Annotated in this window: 17 protein-coding genes; 9 read left to right on the forward strand and 8 right to left on the reverse strand. The window is 63.5% G+C overall.

Going from position 1 to position 17,305, the window contains the following annotated elements:
- Positions 1-11 precede the first annotated feature (11 nt).
- The 9 genes from BMI86_RS06440 (at position 12) to BMI86_RS06480 (ending at position 9,067) form a co-directional block, all read left to right on the forward strand.
- Positions 12-641: an OmpA family protein gene (locus BMI86_RS06440; protein ID WP_078521888.1), complete on the forward strand. Its 630-nt coding sequence runs from the start codon at positions 12-14 to the stop codon at positions 639-641.
- Positions 642-902: 261 nt separating this feature from the next.
- On the forward strand, positions 903-2,171 hold the full coding sequence (locus BMI86_RS06445; protein WP_078521890.1) for an AAA family ATPase: 1,269 nt from the start codon (positions 903-905) through the stop codon (positions 2,169-2,171).
- Between the two features lie 19 nt (positions 2,172-2,190).
- The gene (locus BMI86_RS06450) at positions 2,191-3,645 is read left to right on the forward strand and encodes a CpaF family protein (protein ID WP_078540238.1); all 1,455 of its coding nucleotides are present in this window, start codon (positions 2,191-2,193) and stop codon (positions 3,643-3,645) included.
- A gap of 12 nt (positions 3,646-3,657) precedes the next feature.
- Positions 3,658-4,617, forward strand: a complete 960-nt coding sequence (locus BMI86_RS06455) for a type II secretion system F family protein (protein WP_078521894.1) — start codon at positions 3,658-3,660, stop codon at positions 4,615-4,617.
- 10 nt (positions 4,618-4,627) lie between these two features.
- Positions 4,628-5,635 carry a type II secretion system F family protein gene (locus BMI86_RS06460; RefSeq protein WP_078540239.1) on the forward strand — a complete coding sequence of 336 codons (1,008 nt, stop codon included), beginning with the start codon at positions 4,628-4,630 and terminating at the stop codon, positions 5,633-5,635.
- A gap of 4 nt (positions 5,636-5,639) precedes the next feature.
- Complete coding sequence (locus BMI86_RS06465; RefSeq protein ID WP_078540240.1) at positions 5,640-6,209, forward strand: tetratricopeptide repeat protein; 570 nt, start codon at positions 5,640-5,642, stop codon at positions 6,207-6,209.
- A gap of 27 nt (positions 6,210-6,236) precedes the next feature.
- Positions 6,237-7,109: a hypothetical protein gene (locus BMI86_RS06470; RefSeq protein WP_078540241.1), complete on the forward strand. Its 873-nt coding sequence runs from the start codon at positions 6,237-6,239 to the stop codon at positions 7,107-7,109.
- A gap of 4 nt (positions 7,110-7,113) precedes the next feature.
- Positions 7,114-7,614: a prepilin peptidase gene (locus BMI86_RS06475; protein ID WP_078540242.1), complete on the forward strand. Its 501-nt coding sequence runs from the start codon at positions 7,114-7,116 to the stop codon at positions 7,612-7,614.
- A gap of 142 nt (positions 7,615-7,756) precedes the next feature.
- Positions 7,757-9,067, forward strand: coding sequence for an ATPase (locus BMI86_RS06480; protein WP_078521903.1), 1,311 nt, complete (start codon positions 7,757-7,759; stop codon positions 9,065-9,067).
- A gap of 5 nt (positions 9,068-9,072) precedes the next feature.
- Here BMI86_RS06480 and BMI86_RS06485 read toward each other — a convergent pair whose 3' ends face one another.
- The 8 genes from BMI86_RS06485 to ftsH form a co-directional block, all read right to left on the reverse strand.
- Positions 9,073-9,927 (reverse strand): LytTR family DNA-binding domain-containing protein, encoded by an 855-nt coding sequence (locus tag BMI86_RS06485; protein ID WP_143594703.1) that lies wholly within the window; start codon positions 9,925-9,927, stop codon positions 9,073-9,075.
- Positions 9,928-10,032: 105 nt separating this feature from the next.
- Entirely contained in the window at positions 10,033-10,935 is a 903-nt protein-coding gene (gene folD, locus BMI86_RS06490) for a bifunctional methylenetetrahydrofolate dehydrogenase/methenyltetrahydrofolate cyclohydrolase FolD (protein WP_078540244.1), read from the reverse strand.
- Positions 10,936-10,947: 12 nt separating this feature from the next.
- The gene (locus tag BMI86_RS06495) at positions 10,948-11,826 is read right to left on the reverse strand and encodes a bifunctional 5,10-methylenetetrahydrofolate dehydrogenase/5,10-methenyltetrahydrofolate cyclohydrolase (RefSeq protein ID WP_078540245.1); all 879 of its coding nucleotides are present in this window, start codon (positions 11,824-11,826) and stop codon (positions 10,948-10,950) included.
- Positions 11,807-12,127 carry a chorismate mutase gene (locus tag BMI86_RS06500; RefSeq protein ID WP_078521910.1) on the reverse strand — a complete coding sequence of 107 codons (321 nt, stop codon included), beginning with the start codon at positions 12,125-12,127 and terminating at the stop codon, positions 11,807-11,809. The genes BMI86_RS06495 and BMI86_RS06500 overlap by 20 nt, the downstream gene beginning before the upstream one ends.
- 67 nt (positions 12,128-12,194) lie before the next feature.
- A complete protein-coding gene (locus tag BMI86_RS06505; protein WP_078540246.1) occupies positions 12,195-13,862 on the reverse strand; it encodes a formate--tetrahydrofolate ligase in 1,668 nt (555 codons plus the stop codon).
- Positions 13,863-13,943: 81 nt separating this feature from the next.
- Positions 13,944-14,534, reverse strand: a complete 591-nt coding sequence (locus BMI86_RS06510) for a sulfurase (protein WP_078521914.1) — start codon at positions 14,532-14,534, stop codon at positions 13,944-13,946.
- On the reverse strand, positions 14,534-15,343 hold the full coding sequence (locus tag BMI86_RS06515) for a methyltransferase domain-containing protein (protein WP_078540247.1): 810 nt from the start codon (positions 15,341-15,343) through the stop codon (positions 14,534-14,536). Before BMI86_RS06515 ends, BMI86_RS06510 begins: the two co-directional genes overlap by 1 nt.
- 18 nt (positions 15,344-15,361) lie before the next feature.
- Positions 15,362-17,275, reverse strand: a complete 1,914-nt coding sequence (gene ftsH, locus BMI86_RS06520) for an ATP-dependent zinc metalloprotease FtsH (protein WP_078521918.1) — start codon at positions 17,273-17,275, stop codon at positions 15,362-15,364.
- Positions 17,276-17,305 lie beyond the last annotated feature (30 nt).

The following is a 17,305-nucleotide window of genomic DNA, read 5'->3' on the forward strand; positions in this document are numbered from 1 at the left end:
TGACTGGAAACATGAAACTGCGCACTCTCGCGATCACCGTCGGCACCGTCGCGGCACTGGCCGGCTGCGCCGAAGGCACCCAGACCTTCAACTCCGAAGTCGGCTCAACCACGGAAGGATCGCTGGGCTTCGGCTCCGCCATCGCACAGAACCAAGCAATGATGAGCGGCGACAAAAGCTACGTCATCAATATGACGCGCAAGTTCGCCGCCGATGTGCCGAACACAGTGCACTTCGCCTTCAACTCGTCAGTGCTTGATGCGCAGGCGCGCAATGCGCTGTCGCAGCAGGCGAACTGGATCCGGCAGAACCCGGAAGTGCGCTTCCGCGTCTACGGACATACCGACCTTGTCGGCTCCAACGCTTACAACAAGGCTCTCGGGCTGCGCCGCGCGCGGGCCGTGGTGAATTTCCTCGTCTCGCAGGGCATCTCTCGGTCTCGGCTCGAGGCGCTCGTGTCCTACGGTGAAACGCATCCGCTGGTCTACACGCAGGCCCCGAACGAACAGAATCGCCGCACCGTCACCGAGGTCTCGGGTTTCGTGACCAAGGGCAAACCGATGCTGCTCGACGGCAAGTACGCGGCGGTGATCTATCGCGACTACATCGCCTCGGCGAGCGCCGGGGGCGAAGGCAACTAAGGCTCTGGATTCACCTATTTGTCTCGCTGCGGCGAGACGACACAGTACCGAACGGCGGGCGCTTTCAACAAAGCCCGCCGTTTTTCTTTATCGTCTCTCTTTATCCCACAATTGAAACAGTCTGGCCCCAATGTCGCCCAGATTGGAAACGAGATTGATCCTCGACGGAATAGGCGCGTCCAGCGAGTCGCGTCCGGTCTGCGGCGTAGCAACAGAGTTAACCGAACCCCGCCGCGGGTCACGAAAAAGAGGACAGAGGCAATGACTGCAGCAGCTATCATGACTTCGGAGCCGGCCCCGATTCAGGCGTGCACCGTGTCACGCGATGTGTCGAATTTCGACCTGTTGATCGAGGATATGGAGACCGAGCTTGGTGAAAGCTGGGGCGACCTTACCTTTGACGAAGCGGCAATCTTCCTGAGCCAACCCGATGCGGAACAGCTCGAGTTCATCGCGATCGCCGTGGATGGCGAAGACGAGGATGAGCTGACCAAGATCTCCGGCATCATCACCGAGGCCAAGGACCGTAATATTCGCGTCATCCTGATCGCCGACGAGGTCAGCCCGATCGCGCTGCATCAGCTGCTGCGCCTCGGGGCCGATGATTTCGTCCCCTACCCGCTTCCCGAAGGTGCGCTCCATGACGCGATCGAGCGTCTGGGCCAAGCCGCGCCCCCGCCCGAGATGTCGACCCCCATGCACGCCCCGACCTTTGCGGCGACCGGCAACCATGATGGTGTCGTTCTTCCGGTCCACGGCCTGTCCGGCGGTGTCGGCGCGAGCACCTTCGCGATGAACCTCGCCTGGGAAATGGCGACGATCCACGACGGCAAAAAGAAGAAGAAAGCGCCGTCGACCTCGCCGAAGGTCTGCCTGCTCGATCTCGACCTGCAATTCGGCGCTGCGGCGACCTATCTCGACCTGCCGCGTCGCGAGGTGATCTACGAGATGCTCGCCGATACCGAGCATATGGATAAGGAAACCTTCCGGCAGGCGATGCTCAGCTTCAACGACAAGCTCGATGTGCTGACCGCGCCGACCGACATGCTGCCGCTCGATCTGCTGAGCGGCGAGGATCTGGAGCGCCTGATCGACATGGCGCGCGCGCATTACGATTTCGTCGTGATCGACATGCCCTCGACCGTGGTCAGCTGGACCGAGACGGTGCTGAACAAGGCGCATCTCTACTTCGCGCTGATCGAGCTGGACATGCGCTCGGCCCAGAACGTGCTGCGGATGCAGCGCGCACTGAAATCCGAAGGGCTGCCGACCGAGAAGCTGCGCTACGTGCTCAACCGCGCGCCGAAATTCACCGATCTGAACGGCAAGGCCCGCGTGAAGCGACTGGCCGAGAGCCTCGATATCTCGCTCGAACTGCTGATGAGCGATGGCGGCAAGCAGATCACGCAAGCCAACGATCACGGGCTTCCGCTGGCGCTCTCGGCGCCGAAAGTGCCGCTGCGCAAGGAATTCCAGAAGCTTGCCGGCTCGCTGGTTGAGCTGAACGAAGCCGTCGAAGCGGCCGCCTGACCCGAAAGGACACGTCCAGATGTTTTCGCGCTACAAGAAAGACGGGGCAAAGCCCACCAACGGCAAGGCCGCCCCCCCGCCGCCCGCGCCCGGTGCCGCCAAGCCGCCGCCGATCGACGCTGCGCCGAAGACGCAGGTGCATCGCAAGATGGCGCCTCAGAAGGTCGCAGCCGACCCGGTGGCCGTCGACAAGGAAAAGAAGCGCAAGCAGCGCCTTCAGGAACTCAAGGTGGAGCTGCACAAGCGGCTACTGGAGAACCTGAACCTCGCCGCGCTCGAGCACGCATCGGAACGCGAGCTGCGCGCCGAGATCGCCGACATCACCGCCGAGGCGATGACCGAGCTTTCGGTCGCGCTGAACGCGCAGGACCGTCAGGCCCTACAGCAGGAGCTTTACGACGAGGTCATGGGCCTCGGCCCGCTCGAGCCGCTGCTCAAGGACGAGACCGTCAACGATATTCTGGTCAACGGCCCGCAGCAGATCTTCATTGAACGCGATGGCAAACTCGAACTGAGCGACATCACCTTCAAGGATGAACGCCACCTGCTGCGCATCATCGACAAGATCGTGTCGGCCGTGGGTCGTCGCGTCGATGAATCCAACCCTTACGTGGACGCCCGTCTTGCCGATGGCTCGCGCTTCAATGCGATGGTACCGCCGATCGCGGTGGACGGCTCGCTCGTCTCCATTCGTAAGTTCAAGAAGGACAAGCTCGGGATCGACGATCTCGTCAATTACGGCGCCTTCACCGAGGAAATGGCGGCCTATCTGCAAGCCGCGGTCGCGACGCGTCTCAACGTGATCGTCTCGGGCGGGACGGGCTCGGGTAAGACGACGACGCTCAACGCGCTGTCGTCCTTCATCGACAACGCCGAGCGCATTCTGACGATCGAGGACACGGCCGAACTTCAGCTGCAACAGACCCATGTGGGCCGGATGGAAAGCCGTCCGCCGAACGTCGAAGGCAAGGGCGCGGTCACGCAGCGCGACTGTCTCAGGAACGCTCTGCGGATGCGTCCCGACCGTATCATCGTTGGCGAAACGCGCGGCGAGGAAGTCATCGACATGTTGCAGGCCATGAACACCGGTCACGACGGGTCGATGACCACGATCCACGCGAACTCCGCCCGTGACGGCGTGGCGCGTCTGGAGAACATGATCTCGATGTCGGGCATCGAGATGCCGATGAAGGCGATGCGCAGCCAGATCGCGTCGGCTGTGAACCTGATCGTGCAGGCCTCGCGCCTGCAGGACGGCTCGCGCCGCATGGTCTCGGTGACGGAAGTCACCGGCATGGAAGGCGACGTGATCTCGATGCAGGAAGTCTTCCGCTACGAGCGTCTCGGCCTCGCCCCCGACGGCAAGATCATCGGGCGCTTCACCGCGACCGGCGTGCGCTCGCATTATTCCGATCGGTTCCGGCAATGGGGCTACGACCTGCCGGCTTCGATCTACGAACCCGTGCAGGACTAAGGACACCCCGCCATGGCGACCCCCATTATCTACCTGCTGATCTTCGTCGCAGTGCTTCTGCTCGTCGAAGGCGTCTATCTGCTGTTCTTCGGCAAATCGATCTCGCTCAACAAGCGGGTCAATCGCCGCCTCGAGATGCTCAACAAGGGTGAGCGGCGCGAAGAGGTGCTGGAACGTCTGCGCAAGGAAGCGACGCAGCATAACGATGCGCGCTCGATCCCGCTTTATTCGCTGCTGGCCGACAAGGCGCAGAAGGGCAATATCGCCTTCTCGCCGATGGCCCTGATCGGCATCATGGCCTTCGCCTGTTTCGCCGCCTTCATCGCCCTCACGGTAGCCTCGCAGGCGGGGCTCTTCATCCGTATCTTCCTCGCGCTCTTCATGGGCGTGGGCGGTGTGTTCTTCTGGGTCAGCTCGAAGGCCAAGAAGCGCATGGCGCTGATGGAGGAGCAACTTCCCGACGCGGTGGAACTGATGGTGCGCAGTTTGCGCGTGGGCCATCCGCTAGCCTCCGCGATCCAGGCGGTTGCACGCGAAATCCCCGATCCGATGGGCACCGAGTTCGGCATCATCGCCGACGAGGCCGCCTATGGGCGCAACGTGGCCGAGGCAATCTCGGAAATGGCCGAACGTCTGGATATGCAGGATCTGCGCTTCCTCGCGGTTGCCGTGTCGATCCAGCAGACCTCGGGCGGCAACCTCGCCGAAGTTCTCGAAGGCCTGTCGAAAGTCATCCGCTCGCGCTTCCGGCTGTTCCGCCGCGTGAAGGCGATCACTGCAGAGCCGCGCTGGTCGGGCATCTTCCTGTCGGCCTTCCCCGTCGTGGTGATGGTGATCATTCAGGTCGTCTCGCCCGATTATTACGACGAGGTGAAAACGACCGCCGCCTTCATCCCGGCCGCCATCGTGGTGTTCCTGCTGCTCGGCGCCAACGTGATCTTCATGAAGGTCATGACAACCATCAAGGTCTGAGGAGAGCCCAATGGATTTCGCTGCCATCAACCAGATGCTGACCGATGCGCTCGGGCCGATGGGGCCGATGATCGCTCTGGCGGCGCTCGGCGGGCTTCTGGTGCTCGCCGCGATCCCTGCACTCCTGAAGAAGCGCGAGGATCCGTTCGACAAGATTCGCGGAAAAGCCCCGCGCCCGCCGCGCCAGAACACCGGTGGGAACACGGACAAAACGAACCAGAAACTGCGCGATACCCAGAGCGACAAGCTGCAGAAATATTCGGCCTTCCTCGAGCCGCAAAACGCCGAGGAACTGTCGGAGTCGCGGAAATGGCTGCAATCGGCCGGCTATCGCGGCCCGAATGCCGTGCGCACCTTCCACGCGGTCCAGTTCGCGGCGGGCATCGGCCTGCTCGCGCTCGGCTCGCTTTATGTCGTGCTCTACAACTCCGGCGCGCCCGAGGGGCAAAGCATGGGGATGCTGGGCACGGTGCTCTGGGTGCTCGGCCCCGGCGGCGTCGGCTATTACGGCCCGAAATACTGGGTGAACAAGCGCGTGAAAGCGCGCACCGACGAAATGCAGAACGGTTTCCCCGACTCGCTCGACATGCTGCTCGTCTGCGTCGAGGCCGGCCAGTCGCTCGATCAGGGGATCATCCGGGTCTCGAAAGAGCTGAACAAATCCTACCCGGCGCTGTCGGAGGAATTCGCGATGGTCGCCCACGAGATCAAGGCCGGTCTCGACAAGTCGACCGTGCTGCGCAATTTCGGCGAACGCTCGGGTGTGCCGGATATTGCAAGCTTCGTGACCGTGATGATCCAGTCGCAGCAATTCGGCACCTCGATCGCCGAGGCCCTGCGCCTCTATGCCGCCGACATGCGCGACAAGCGGATCATGCGCGCCGAGGAAGCCGCCAACAAGATCCCGACCAAGATGACGCTGGGCACGATGATGTTCACCGTGCCGCCGCTTCTGATCATTCTTGTTGGCCCGTCGATCCATGATATGCTTGAGAACTTCAGGAATATGGGCATTTGACGGTATGACCCCAAAGCGCCGCGGCCTGCTACTGGCCGCGCTGACAGTAAGCACACTGGCCGCCTGCAACCCGGGCGGCCTTTCGGCTGAGAAACGGGGCGCTTTCGCCCCCGGCACGAAACCCGGTGCGCAGGCAGTCGACGGGCTTCTCGTCGGTCATCGGCTGATGGAAGCGGGCGAATACGAACTTGCGCTCAAGGCCTATTACCGCGCGGCGGGCCAGCATGGCGCGACGGCGGAAATCCTCTCGGGCATCGGTTCGGCCGACCTGAAACTGGGACGCCTGAACCAAGCCGAACAGATGCTGCGCCGTGCGACCGACGCCGATCAGACCTTCGTGCCGGCATGGAATAACCTTGGCGTCGTTCTGATGGAGCGCGGCAAATACGCCGAAGCCGCGCGCGTCTTCAAACTCGCCTTCGCGCTGGACAGTGGCCAATCGGACGCGATCAAGCAAAACCTCAAGCGGGCGCTCGCAAAAATAGAAGAGCCGGGTTACGCTGCGCCACAGGACAAGCAGTTCACGCTCGTCAGGAAAGGGGTCGGTGACTACCTGCTGCTGACGAAGCACTGAGGCTCGAGCAAAAAGGACGCAGGTAACATGCGCCACCCGATCTTTCTGGCAGCCTTGGCTGGCTGCGCGATGACTCTCTCCGGCTGTATGGGCAATAACAGCGACGCCGAAGTCGCGCGCGCGATGAAAAGCGTGAATGCCGTTGATGAGACCAACCTCACCGACATCATGCTGACGGTCGCCGATCCGAACGAGGCTGTGACTTATTTCACGCGGCTGTCCAACGACCATCCCGACCGCATTGATGCCAAGCGTGGGCTCGCGAAATCGCTGGTGCGCGCGCAAAAGCCCGTGCAGGCCGTGAAGGTCTGGCAAGAAGTCCTCACGATGCCGGGCGCGACCAATGACGACCGCGTGTCGATGGCCGAGGCGCAGATCCGCTCCAACGACTGGTCCGGGGCGAAGGCCACGCTGGACACCGTGCCGCCGACCCATGAGACCTATGACCGCTACCGGCTCGAAGCGATGGTCGCCGATAGCGAGAAAAAGTGGAAGAAAGCCGACAGCTTCTACGAGACCGCGGCGGGCCTGACCACGAAGCCCGCGGGCATCTACAACAACTGGGGCTTCTCCAAGCTCAGCCGCGGCGATGCCGCAGGCGCCGAGAAGCTGTTCAAGGAAGCGCTCACCTACGATCCGACCCGCTTCACCACGAAGAACAACCTCGTGCTCGCGCGGGCCAGCCAGGGCAAATACGACCTGCCCGTGATCGACATGACCCAGACGGAACGCGCGCAGCTTCTGTATACGGCGGGTCTGGCCGCGGTGAAGCGCGGCGACGTCAATATCGGTAAGACGCTGTTGCAAGACGCGATCGACACCAATCCGCAGTATTTCGCGGAGGCCGACCGGGCGCTGAAGGCGCTCGATCAGGGATCGTCGAGCGCGCTGAAAGGCTAAGAGGATGCTCGGTCTCGCCCCGCCCCTGTCGGCGCTGATCTTTCTGGTGCTGATCACCCCGGTTTGCGCCTGGGTGGTCTTCACCGATCTCAAATACATGAAAATCCGCAACAAGGCGGTGCTGGCGCTTCTGGTGATCTTCGCTTTCGCGGGGCCGTTCCTCTTGCCGATCGACGTCTATGCCTGGCGGTGGAGCCATGCGCTGGTCGTCTTCGTGATCGGTTACATCCTGAACCAGATCGCGCATTTCGGTGCGGGCGACGCGAAATTCGCAGCCGCCGCCGCGCCGTTTTTCTCGCATGAGCTGTTCGACGTGCAGCTGACGATGTTCCTGCTCTGCGCCTTCCTGCTTGCGGCCTTTGCCGCGCACCGGATCTTTCGCGCAATCCCGGCCGTGGTGAAGGCCACGCCCGATTGGGTGAGCTGGAAGCGCAAGGACTTCCCGATGGGGCTGGCGCTGGTCGGCACGCTCTGGGCATATCTGCTGCTCGTGGCCCTCGGCTGATTGTTCAGCTCCGCGATCGGGTATCGCGGCGATTACCCGGTTTTTCCAACATTTGGCCACAATCACCGGCAAGATTGGCCCGGACCGATCTTAGCCCCCGCGCAGGACCAAAGCGGGGTGCACAGCCGAGAGGACGCGCCAGATGAACATGATGACCTCGAATGTCATCGCCCCGGCCCCGCCGCGCGCGCTGGAGGAAACCGGGCTGAACGTCGTGATGATGCGGGACATCCTGCTCAAAACGATGTTCCGCACCAATACGGACACGGCCTCTGCGCTGTCCAAGCTCGTCTGCCTGCCGATGACGATGGTGCAGGACCTGATCGACATGTGCCGCAAGCAGGGCCTGTTGGAGGCGATGGGCACGCTGCACGCCAATTCCGGCGGCGAGATGGGCTTCCAGCTGTCGGACACCGGCAAGGCGCGCGCGCTCGATGCGCTGGCGCAGTCGGAATATTACGGCGCAATGCCGGTGCCGCTGACCGTCTATCGCGAGCAGGTGAAGCGCCAGTCGATCCGCAACATCCAGCTCACTCGCCAGCAGCTTCTGGGCGCGATGGGCCACCTGATCCTGCCGCCCGACCTGATCGGCCAGCTTGGCCCGGCGGTCTCCTCGGGGCGCTCGATCCTGATGTACGGCCCGCCCGGCAACGGGAAATCCTCGATCTCGAACGGCATCCGCGACGCGATCGGCGACAATATCTTCATCCCCCGCGCCATCGAATATGCGGGCCAGATCATCACCGTCTACGACCCGATCGTACACACCCCCGTCCCGGTCGAGGAAGACGATCCCACCTCGCTGCGCAAGCGCGGGATGCAGTTCGACCAGCGCTACGTCTATTGCGAGCGCCCGACCGTGATCACCGGTGGTGAACTTTCGCTCGACATGCTCGACCTGAAATACAATGCGACCGCGCGCACCTATACCGCGCCGCTGCAGTTCAAATCGGCGGGCGGCGTATTCATCGTGGACGACCTTGGCCGTCAGGCCGAGCCGCCGCAGAAGCTGGTGAACCGTTGGATCGTGCCGCTCGAAGAGAACCGCGACATCCTCTCGCTGCAATCGGGCGAGAAATTCGAGGTGCCCTTCGACACGCTCGTGATCTTCTCGACCAACTTCCACCCGAACGAGATCTTCGATAAGGCGGCGCTGCGTCGTATCTTCTTCAAGATCAAGATCGACGGGCCGAACCAGTCCGACTATCTCAAGATTTTCCAGATGATGGCGAAGAAGCGCAACATGCCGCTCGACGAGAAGGCGCTGCTGCATCTCCTCAAGGTGAAGTACCCCACCATCGACAATATCTACGCGAATTATCAGCCGGTCTTCCTGATCGACCAGATGATTTCAATCTGCGAATTCGAGGGCATCCCCTATCAGATGACGCCGGAACTGGTGGATCGCGCCTGGGACAACATGTTCGTCAGAGACGAGGTGATCGTCCACTAAGGGTGTTACTGCGCGGCCATCCCATCGGTATCGGGTGCGCGGAACCGTGCCGACTCGACCTGCGGCTGATAGGTGCGCGAGACGGGCACTTCTTCGCCATCGGCCATCTGCAGGAAGAGGCGCCCCTTCTCCTTACGTATGCCGCGCACCGCATCTCGCGCCACCCAATGCGAACGATGGACCTGCAGGCCCGACGTGCCCTCGGTCTCGGCGATCGCATCGGCAAGCCGGATCAGCAGGCTCGTCTCCCCGGCTTCGGTCACCACGTCGACATAGTGGTCATTCACCGCGAGGCGGATCAGCGGTGCGCGCAGGTCAGGCTCAAGCCGATACAGCAAACGCGGCGTGGGCGAAGACAGAGCCCCCTTACCCGCTGCCTCAACGTCCCGGTGGGCCTCCTTCTCCGCGGCGGCCACCGAGGCCTCCTGCGCCCGCCTCGGATGCCCCTGCTGAGGCGCCATCCAGTGCCGCAGGGTGGAGCCTGCCATCGAGAGGCCGAGGATATAGCCAGCCATGTGGAATATCTCGAACCCCCGGAAGTTGGGCTTCGCCGCAAGCAGCAGGACGAGCAGGTAAAGCGGCACAGTTAGTACCAAAGCGGAAAGGCCGGCAAGCGTGGGCGCCTCGTAACGGAACCGGCGCAAACCCAGCTTCCGCCGCACAAAAATGCGGATCGCCGCGCCAATCAGGATGCCGACCGCGACACTGAGCGGCCAGAAAATCACGCGCGCACCGAGCGACATGGATTCGAGAGTGTTGAATGGTCCGGCCACGATGCCGAATAGCGATGCCACGACCCAGATCACCGGCAGAGCCGGGATCTTCAATGCCCGCCAATATATTTTCCAGAAACCTGCCATTGCCGTCACGCCCCAATGACGCTTGGGTAACGCAAGCGTTACGGTTCCGACAACGGCAAAGGCCGCTTACCCCACCCAACCTGTGGAAATCCTTACCTACCTTTGTCAGGCAGTCAAACCCTCAGGTTCGGGCAGATTGTTCGCGCGGCAGCAGGCGGTCACGGTGTTGGCCAGAAGGCACGCGATGGTCATCGGGCCGACGCCGCCCGGCACCGGGGTGATCGCGCCCGCGACCTCCTTGGCGCTGTCGAAATCGACATCGCCCACCAGCCGGGTCTTGCCCTCGCCCTTCTCGGGCGCGTCGATCCGGTTGATACCGACATCGATCACGGTCGCGCCGGGCTTCACCCAGTCGCCCGGGATCATGCGCGGGCGGCCCACGGCGGCGACGAGGATATCGGCGCCACGGCAGACATCGGCGAGATCCTTGGTGCGGCTATGCGCGATGGTGACGGTGCAGCTGTCGCGCAGCAGCAGCTGCGCCATCGGCTTGCCGACGATGTTGGAGCGGCCCACCACGACGGCGTTCAGCCCCGAGAGGCTGCCCAGTTGGTCGCGCAGCATCATCAGGCAGCCCAACGGCGTGCAGGGCACCATCGACTTCTGCCCGGTGCCCAGAAGGCCCACATTGAGGATATGGAAGCCATCGACATCCTTCGCGGGGGTGATCGAGTTGATCACCTTCTCCTCGTCGATGTGATCGGGCAACGGCAGCTGCACGAGGATGCCATGCACCGCCGGATCGGCGTTCAGCTTCTCGACCAGTGCCAGCAGATCGGCCTCGGAGGTCTCCGCGGGCAGCTTGTGCTCGTAGGAGTTCATCCCGGCTTCGAGCGTCTGCTTGCCCTTGTTGCGCACATAGACCTGACTGGCCGGGTCTTCGCCCACCAGCACCACTGCGAGCCCCGGCGTGATGCCGTGCTCCTCTTGCAGCCGGGTGACATGCTCGGCCACTTTCTCGCGCACGCTCGCTGCGAAGGCCTTCCCGTCGATGATCGTCGCCGTCATTTCATTCCTCCGTCACTCCGCCGCTGTGAAGGTCGTGCGGTAATGGTCCATCTGCATGCGGGTCGCGCGGACCGCGTTGTTCATCAGCGTCGAGACCGTGACCGGCCCCACCCCGCCCGGCACGGGCGTAATCCAGCCCGCCACTTCGGCGCAGCTGTCGAAATCGGCGTCGCCCACGGTGCGCCCCTCGACCCGGTTGATGCCGATATCGATCAGCGCCGCACCGGGTTTGAGCATCTCGCCATGGACCAACCCCGGCTTGCCCACCGCGACGAACACGGCATCGGCGGCGCGCGAATGCACCGAGACCTGCCGCGTCATGTGGTGGCACACGGTGACCGTGGCGCCGAGCCCCATCATCAGGAAGGCGATCGGCTTGCCCACGATCTCCGAGTGACCGATCACACAGACATTGAGCCCTTCGGTCTGGAGCGGAAGGGATTTCAGGATCTCCACCGCCGCGACGGCGGTGCAGGGGCCCAGTTCCAGCTCGTTATAGACGATGTTGCCGATCGAGGACGGGTGCATCCCCTCCACGTCCTTGAGCGGATGAACCGCCTTCTGCAGAACCTTGACCGGGATATGGGCGGGCAGCGGGCGCTGGATGATGATGCCGTTGACGCGCGGATCCGCGTTCAGACCGGCCAGCACGCCCTGAAGTTGTTCGAGGCTGATCGTCTCGGGGTAGTTGCGCACCTCGAAGGCCACGCCGGCTTTCTCGGCGTATTTCTTCTGGTTGCGCACATAAAGTTCGGCCGCCGCGACATCGCCGACAGAGATCGAGACGAGGCGCGGCGCCCAGCCTGCCTCCGAAAGCCTCTGCGCCTCGGCATAGGTCTCGTCCAGCTTGACCTGCGCAAGCGCCTTGCCGTCAATGATCGTGGCGCTCATCGGGATCTCCCTTGCCCAGAACCTGTTCTTCCTGCGCGATGAAATGCTCGATCATCTCGCGCCACAGACGGTCGGCGAGATCGGGATCGAGCCCGGCAGGACCGGCGGCGGCGCGCACTTTCGCCACCACATCCTCGACCCGGTCGGGGATGCGTGCGGGCCAGCCATTTCCCTGTTTGAGTTCTGCCGCACGGGCGATCAGCCGGGTGCGCGCACCGAGCATCTCGACCAGCTCCCGGTCGAGCGCATCGATCGCGACGCGCAGCTCTTCCATCGTGTGCAGGTCTGACGGAGATTTCATCGACAAGGCTCCCGGAACACTCGCGCCCCCTATCGCAGCTTGGCCCAACAAGCTCAAGACCGCGCCCCTAGAACAAACCCGTGATGCGGCCTTCGGCATCGAGGCCGATCGTCTCCGCAGCCGGGTGCCGGGGAAGGCCCGGCATGGTCATGATTTCACCGCAGATCACCACGACGAACCCCGCCCCCGCCGAGAGCCGCACTTCGCGGATCGGCAGCGTGTGGCCCGAGGGCGCCCCGCGCAGCGTCGGGTCCGCGCTGAAGGAATACTGCGTCTTGGCCACGCAGATCGGCAGGTTGCCATAGCCCGCCTCTTCCCAGTCTCGCAGCTGGTTGAGGATCTTCTGATCGGCATAGACGTCGCTCGCGTGGTAGATGCGCGTGGCGATGGTTTCGATTTTCTCAAACAGCGGCATGTCATCGGGATAGAGCGGCGCGAATTGCGACGGGCGCTCGGTCAGCGCGACGATCTTCTCCGCCAGCGCCTCGGTCCCCGCGCCGCCTTCGGCCCAATGGGTGCACAGAACCGCCTCCACGCCCTGCGCTTCGGCGGCGGCGCGCACCGCTGCAATCTCGTCCTCGGTGTCGGCGGTGAAGCGGTTGATCGCGACCACGACCGGCACGCCGAATTTCTTCATATTCGCGATGTGACGCGCGAGATTGGCACAGCCCGCCTCGACGGCGGCCACGTTCTCCGCGCCGAGATCCGCTTTCGCGACACCGCCATTCATCTTCAGCGCCCGCACCGTCGCCACGACCACCGCAGCATTCGGGCTCAGCCCGGCCTTGCGGCATTTGATGTCGAAGAACTTCTCCGCCCCCAGATCGGCCCCGAAGCCCGCTTCGGTCACGACGTAATCGGCCAGTTTCAGCGCGCTTTGCGTCGCGATCACCGAGTTGCAGCCATGCGCGATATTGGCGAAGGGCCCGCCATGCACGAAGGCGGGCGTGCCCTCCAGCGTCTGCACGAGATTGGGCTGCAGCGCGTCTTTCAGCAGCACCACCATCGCGCCATCGGCCCCGATTTCGGCGCAGGTCACGGGCGAGCGGTCGCGCCGATAGCCTACGACGATCCGACCCAGCCGCTCCTGCAAATCCGTCAGATCGCGGCTGAGGCAGAGGCAGGCCATGACCTCCGAGGCCACGGTGATGTCGAAGCCGGTCTGGCGCGGGAAGCCGTTCGAGACGCCGCCAAGGCTGACGACGATATCGCGCAGCGCCCGGTCGTTCATGTCGAGCACGCGCCGCCACGTGATCCGGCGCGCGTCGATCTCGAGCGCGTTGCCCCAGTGGATGTGGTTGTCGATCATCGCCGAGAGCAGGTTATGCGCCGCCCCGACCGCGTGGAAATCGCCGGTGAAATGGAGGTTCATCGACTCCATCGGCACGACCTGCGCGTAGCCGCCGCCCGCGGCCCCGCCTTTCATCCCGAAATTCGGACCGAGCGAGGCTTCGCGCAGGCAGATCGCGGCGCGCTTGCCGATCCGGGAGAGCCCGTCGCCGAGGCCAACTGTCGTGGTGGTCTTGCCCTCGCCCGCAGGGGTCGGCGAGATCGCGGTGACGAGGATCAGCTTGCCGGTTTCGCGCGCGTCCAGACCCGCGATGAACTCCGCCTCCAGCTTCGCCTTGTCGCGGCCATAGGGGATCAGCGCCTCTTCGGGAATATCCAGCTTCGCCGCGATTTCCGGCATCGGGCGCAGCGTCGCGGCACGGGCAATCTCTAGATCACTGGTCATCGGGTCCTCCTGCTGAGGGAGGGTAGCCATTTGACGGCGCAGCGAAAGGGAAAGAAGCGACAGTTGCGGGATTAAATCGCCTCAGCGGACCTCGTCCATCAGCTCCCAGGCGCGCTGATCGGGGATATGCAGCCGCAGGGTCTCGCCCACGACCAGACGGCCGGGACGCTCCACCCATGCGGTGACGCCGCGCCGACCTTGGGCGGCCGGTTTGTAGCGCTTGCCCTTCTCGGGATAGTGCTCCTCGATCACCCGGCCCGGCAGGACACAGGGACGGTTCTCCATATCCACCACGAAGGTCAGCCCGGTCTCGTTCTGCAGCCGCGCCGAGGGCGGGATATGAGTCAGATCCGGCAGGCCGCGCAGCACGATCGTCGCGCCGACCCAGGAAGGGTCGATCTCCGGAACGCCCATGGCGAACGCAGTCTCGGCCAGTTCCTCCGCCGAGAGGATCGTCAGCTGGCGGACATTGGCGATCTCGGTGCCCTTGGGATGCTGATCGGTCACCCGCGAGCAGGAAGGACGCGTGCGCCCGCCATGCAGCTCTCCCACGGGACCGTCGAAGGTGAAGTCGATCTCTTCGACCGGGGTCGAGGTCAGTTGTCCCTCGGTGGTCACCAGCCCGAGCCAGACGACCTCCCCTTGATATTGCGTGGGTTTCAGCGCGGCCATCAGCCCCTCTTTGACAAGACGACAAACAGACGACGGAACGGGAAAAAGACGCTGCCGTCGTCCCGCAGAGGATAAACCGTCTCGAGCGCGGTTTCATAGCGTTCGATGAGAACCTGCGCTTCAGTGTCGCCTAGGAGTCGCAGGAAAGGACGCATCGCCGTGCTTTCCGTGAAGCGGCGCACCGGATGCGCCCCCGGCGTCGGCTGCAATTCCTGCAGATATTCGGTGTGCCAGATATCGACCTCGCCCAGAGGGCTAAGCATTTTCGCGTAATCCACCGCCGGGGCCACGGGCGGCACCCAGCCCGCGAAGTTGAACCGGTCGGGGAACATCTCCTGCGACAGGTCGCGCAGGATGCGATGCGACGGCGCGCCATGCTGAGCGGGCATCTGCACCGCCAGAACGCCGCCCTCGCGCAGCTCTCCGGCCAGACGCGGAAACAGCGTGGCGTGATCGGGCAGCCAATGCAGCGCGGCGTTCGAGAAGATCATTGCCGGCGGCTTGTTGGGCACCCATTCGGAAATATCGACCAGATCGCAGTGGTGATAGGCGCCGGTCGCCGCGGCGCGCTTCAGCATCGCCTCGGAATTGTCGACGCCCACGATCTTGCGTTTGGGGTAGTGGTGGTTCAGCGCCTCGGACACCGCGCCGTTGCCGCAGCCCAGATCGATGATTTTGCCGCGCTCGGGCAGTTGCGGCACTCGGGCCAGAAGGTCGAGTGCCGGGCGCAGCCTCAGATTGCGGAACCGCGCATAAGCGTCTGGGTCCCAATCGGCTGCGCCCGGCACTGAAGCGTCACGCGTGACCATTCTCGCGAACCTTCGCGGTCAGGCCGAAGGCTCGGGGGTAGTTTCCGCCCCGCCGTCGCCCTGGTCCTTCTTCTTGGACGTTTTGGGCAGCGCGGTCACCGACGGCAGGCTCCCCGAGGAGCTGTCGTCGTCGTCACCGCCCAGCGGCTCTCCGGAGAGGACCTTCTTGATCTCGTCGCCGGTGAGGGTTTCGTATTCCAGAAGGCCTTGCGCCAGGCGTTCCCAATCCTCGATCCGCTCGGTCAGGATGCGGCGCGCCTCTTGGTAGCCGTCTTCGATCAGGCCGCGCACCTCTTCCTCGATCAGCTCTTTCGTCTTGGTCGAGACCGAGAAGCCGGCGGTGTTGCCCTGATAGCCCTCATGTGCCTCGGCATAGTCGATATTGCCGACCTTCTCGGACATGCCCCAGCGCATCACCATGGCGCGGGCAATCGCCGACGCCTGCTGAATGTCACCCGCGGGGCCGTTCGAGACATGCTCTTCGCCCCATTTCAGGATCTCGGCTGCCTTGCCCGCCATGGTCATGGTGATCTTCTGCTTGGCCTCGTCCTTGTGGTAGTTGAGCTTGTCCATCTCGGGCAGCGAGACGACCATACCCAGCGCCTGACCGCGCGGAATGATCGTGGCCTTGTAGACCGGATCGCATTTCGGCAGCGAGAGGCCGACGATGGCGTGACCGGCCTCGTGATAGGCGGTCATTTCCTTCTGCTCGGGGGTGAGGACCATCGAGCGGCGCTCGACACCCAGCATCACCTTGTCCTTCGCGTTCTCGAAATCTTCCATCGAGACGAAACGGCGCCCGACGCGGGCCGCCATCAGCGCGGCCTCGTTGACGAGGTTCATCAGGTCGGCGCCCGAGAAGCCCGGCGTGCCGCGCGCAATGGTGCGCAGGTCGACATCCGGCCCCACCGGCACTTTGCGCGAGTGAACCGTCAGGATCTTCTCGCGGCCCTTGATGTCGGGGTTCGGGACGTGGATCTGACGGTCGAAGCGGCCCGGACGCAGCAGCGCGGGGTCGAGCACGTCTTTACGGTTCGTCGCCGCGATGATGATGATGCCTTCATTGGCCTCGAAGCCGTCCATCTCGACCAGAAGCTGGTTGAGGGTCTGTTCGCGCTCGTCATTGCCGCCGCCGATGCCGACGCCGCGGGCACGACCCACCGCGTCGATCTCGTCGATGAAGACGATGCAGGGCGCGTTCTTCTTGGCCTGCTCGAACATGTCGCGGACACGGGATGCGCCCACACCCACGAACATCTCGACGAAGTCGGAGCCCGAGATGGTGAAGAAGGGCACGCCCGCCTCGCCCGCAATGGCGCGGGCCAGAAGCGTCTTACCGGTACCCGGAGGGCCAACCAGCAGCGCGCCTTTCGGGATCTTGCCGCCGAGGCGCGAGAATTTCTGCGGGTTGCGCAGGAATTCCACGATCTCTTCGAGTTCTTCCTTGGCTTCGTCGATACCCGCCACGTCGTCGAACGTCACGCGGCCATGTTTCTCGGTCAGCAGCTTCGCCTTGGACTTGCCGAAGCCCATCGCGCCGCCTTTGCCGCCGCCCTGCATCCGGTTCATGAAGAAGATCCAGATGCCGATCAGCACGAGGAAGGGAAGCCAGACGCCCAGCAACGACATGAAGCCCGACTGCTGTTGTTTGACGACGCTCACCGCGATGCCCTTGTCGATCAGCTTCTCTGCGATCTGATCTTCCATCGGCTTGATGGTGGTGAAGCTTGTTCCATCGGCGAGCTGGTAGCGCACCTCTTCGCCATCGAGGCGAACGTTCTTCACCTCGCCTTTATCGACGGCGTCCATGAACTCCGAGTAGGTCGCTTGGGACGAGTTCATCGAAGATTGCCCATCACCGAAAAGGTTGAACAGGGCTAAAATCAGCAGGAACAGCACCGCCCAAAAGGCCAGATTGCGCGCATTACCCAAGGAATATCCTCCAATCGTATCGGGCGGCTG

Source organism: Thioclava sp. DLFJ5-1 (assembly GCF_002020115.1).
Classification (GTDB): Bacteria; Pseudomonadota; Alphaproteobacteria; order Rhodobacterales; family Rhodobacteraceae; genus Thioclava; species Thioclava sediminum.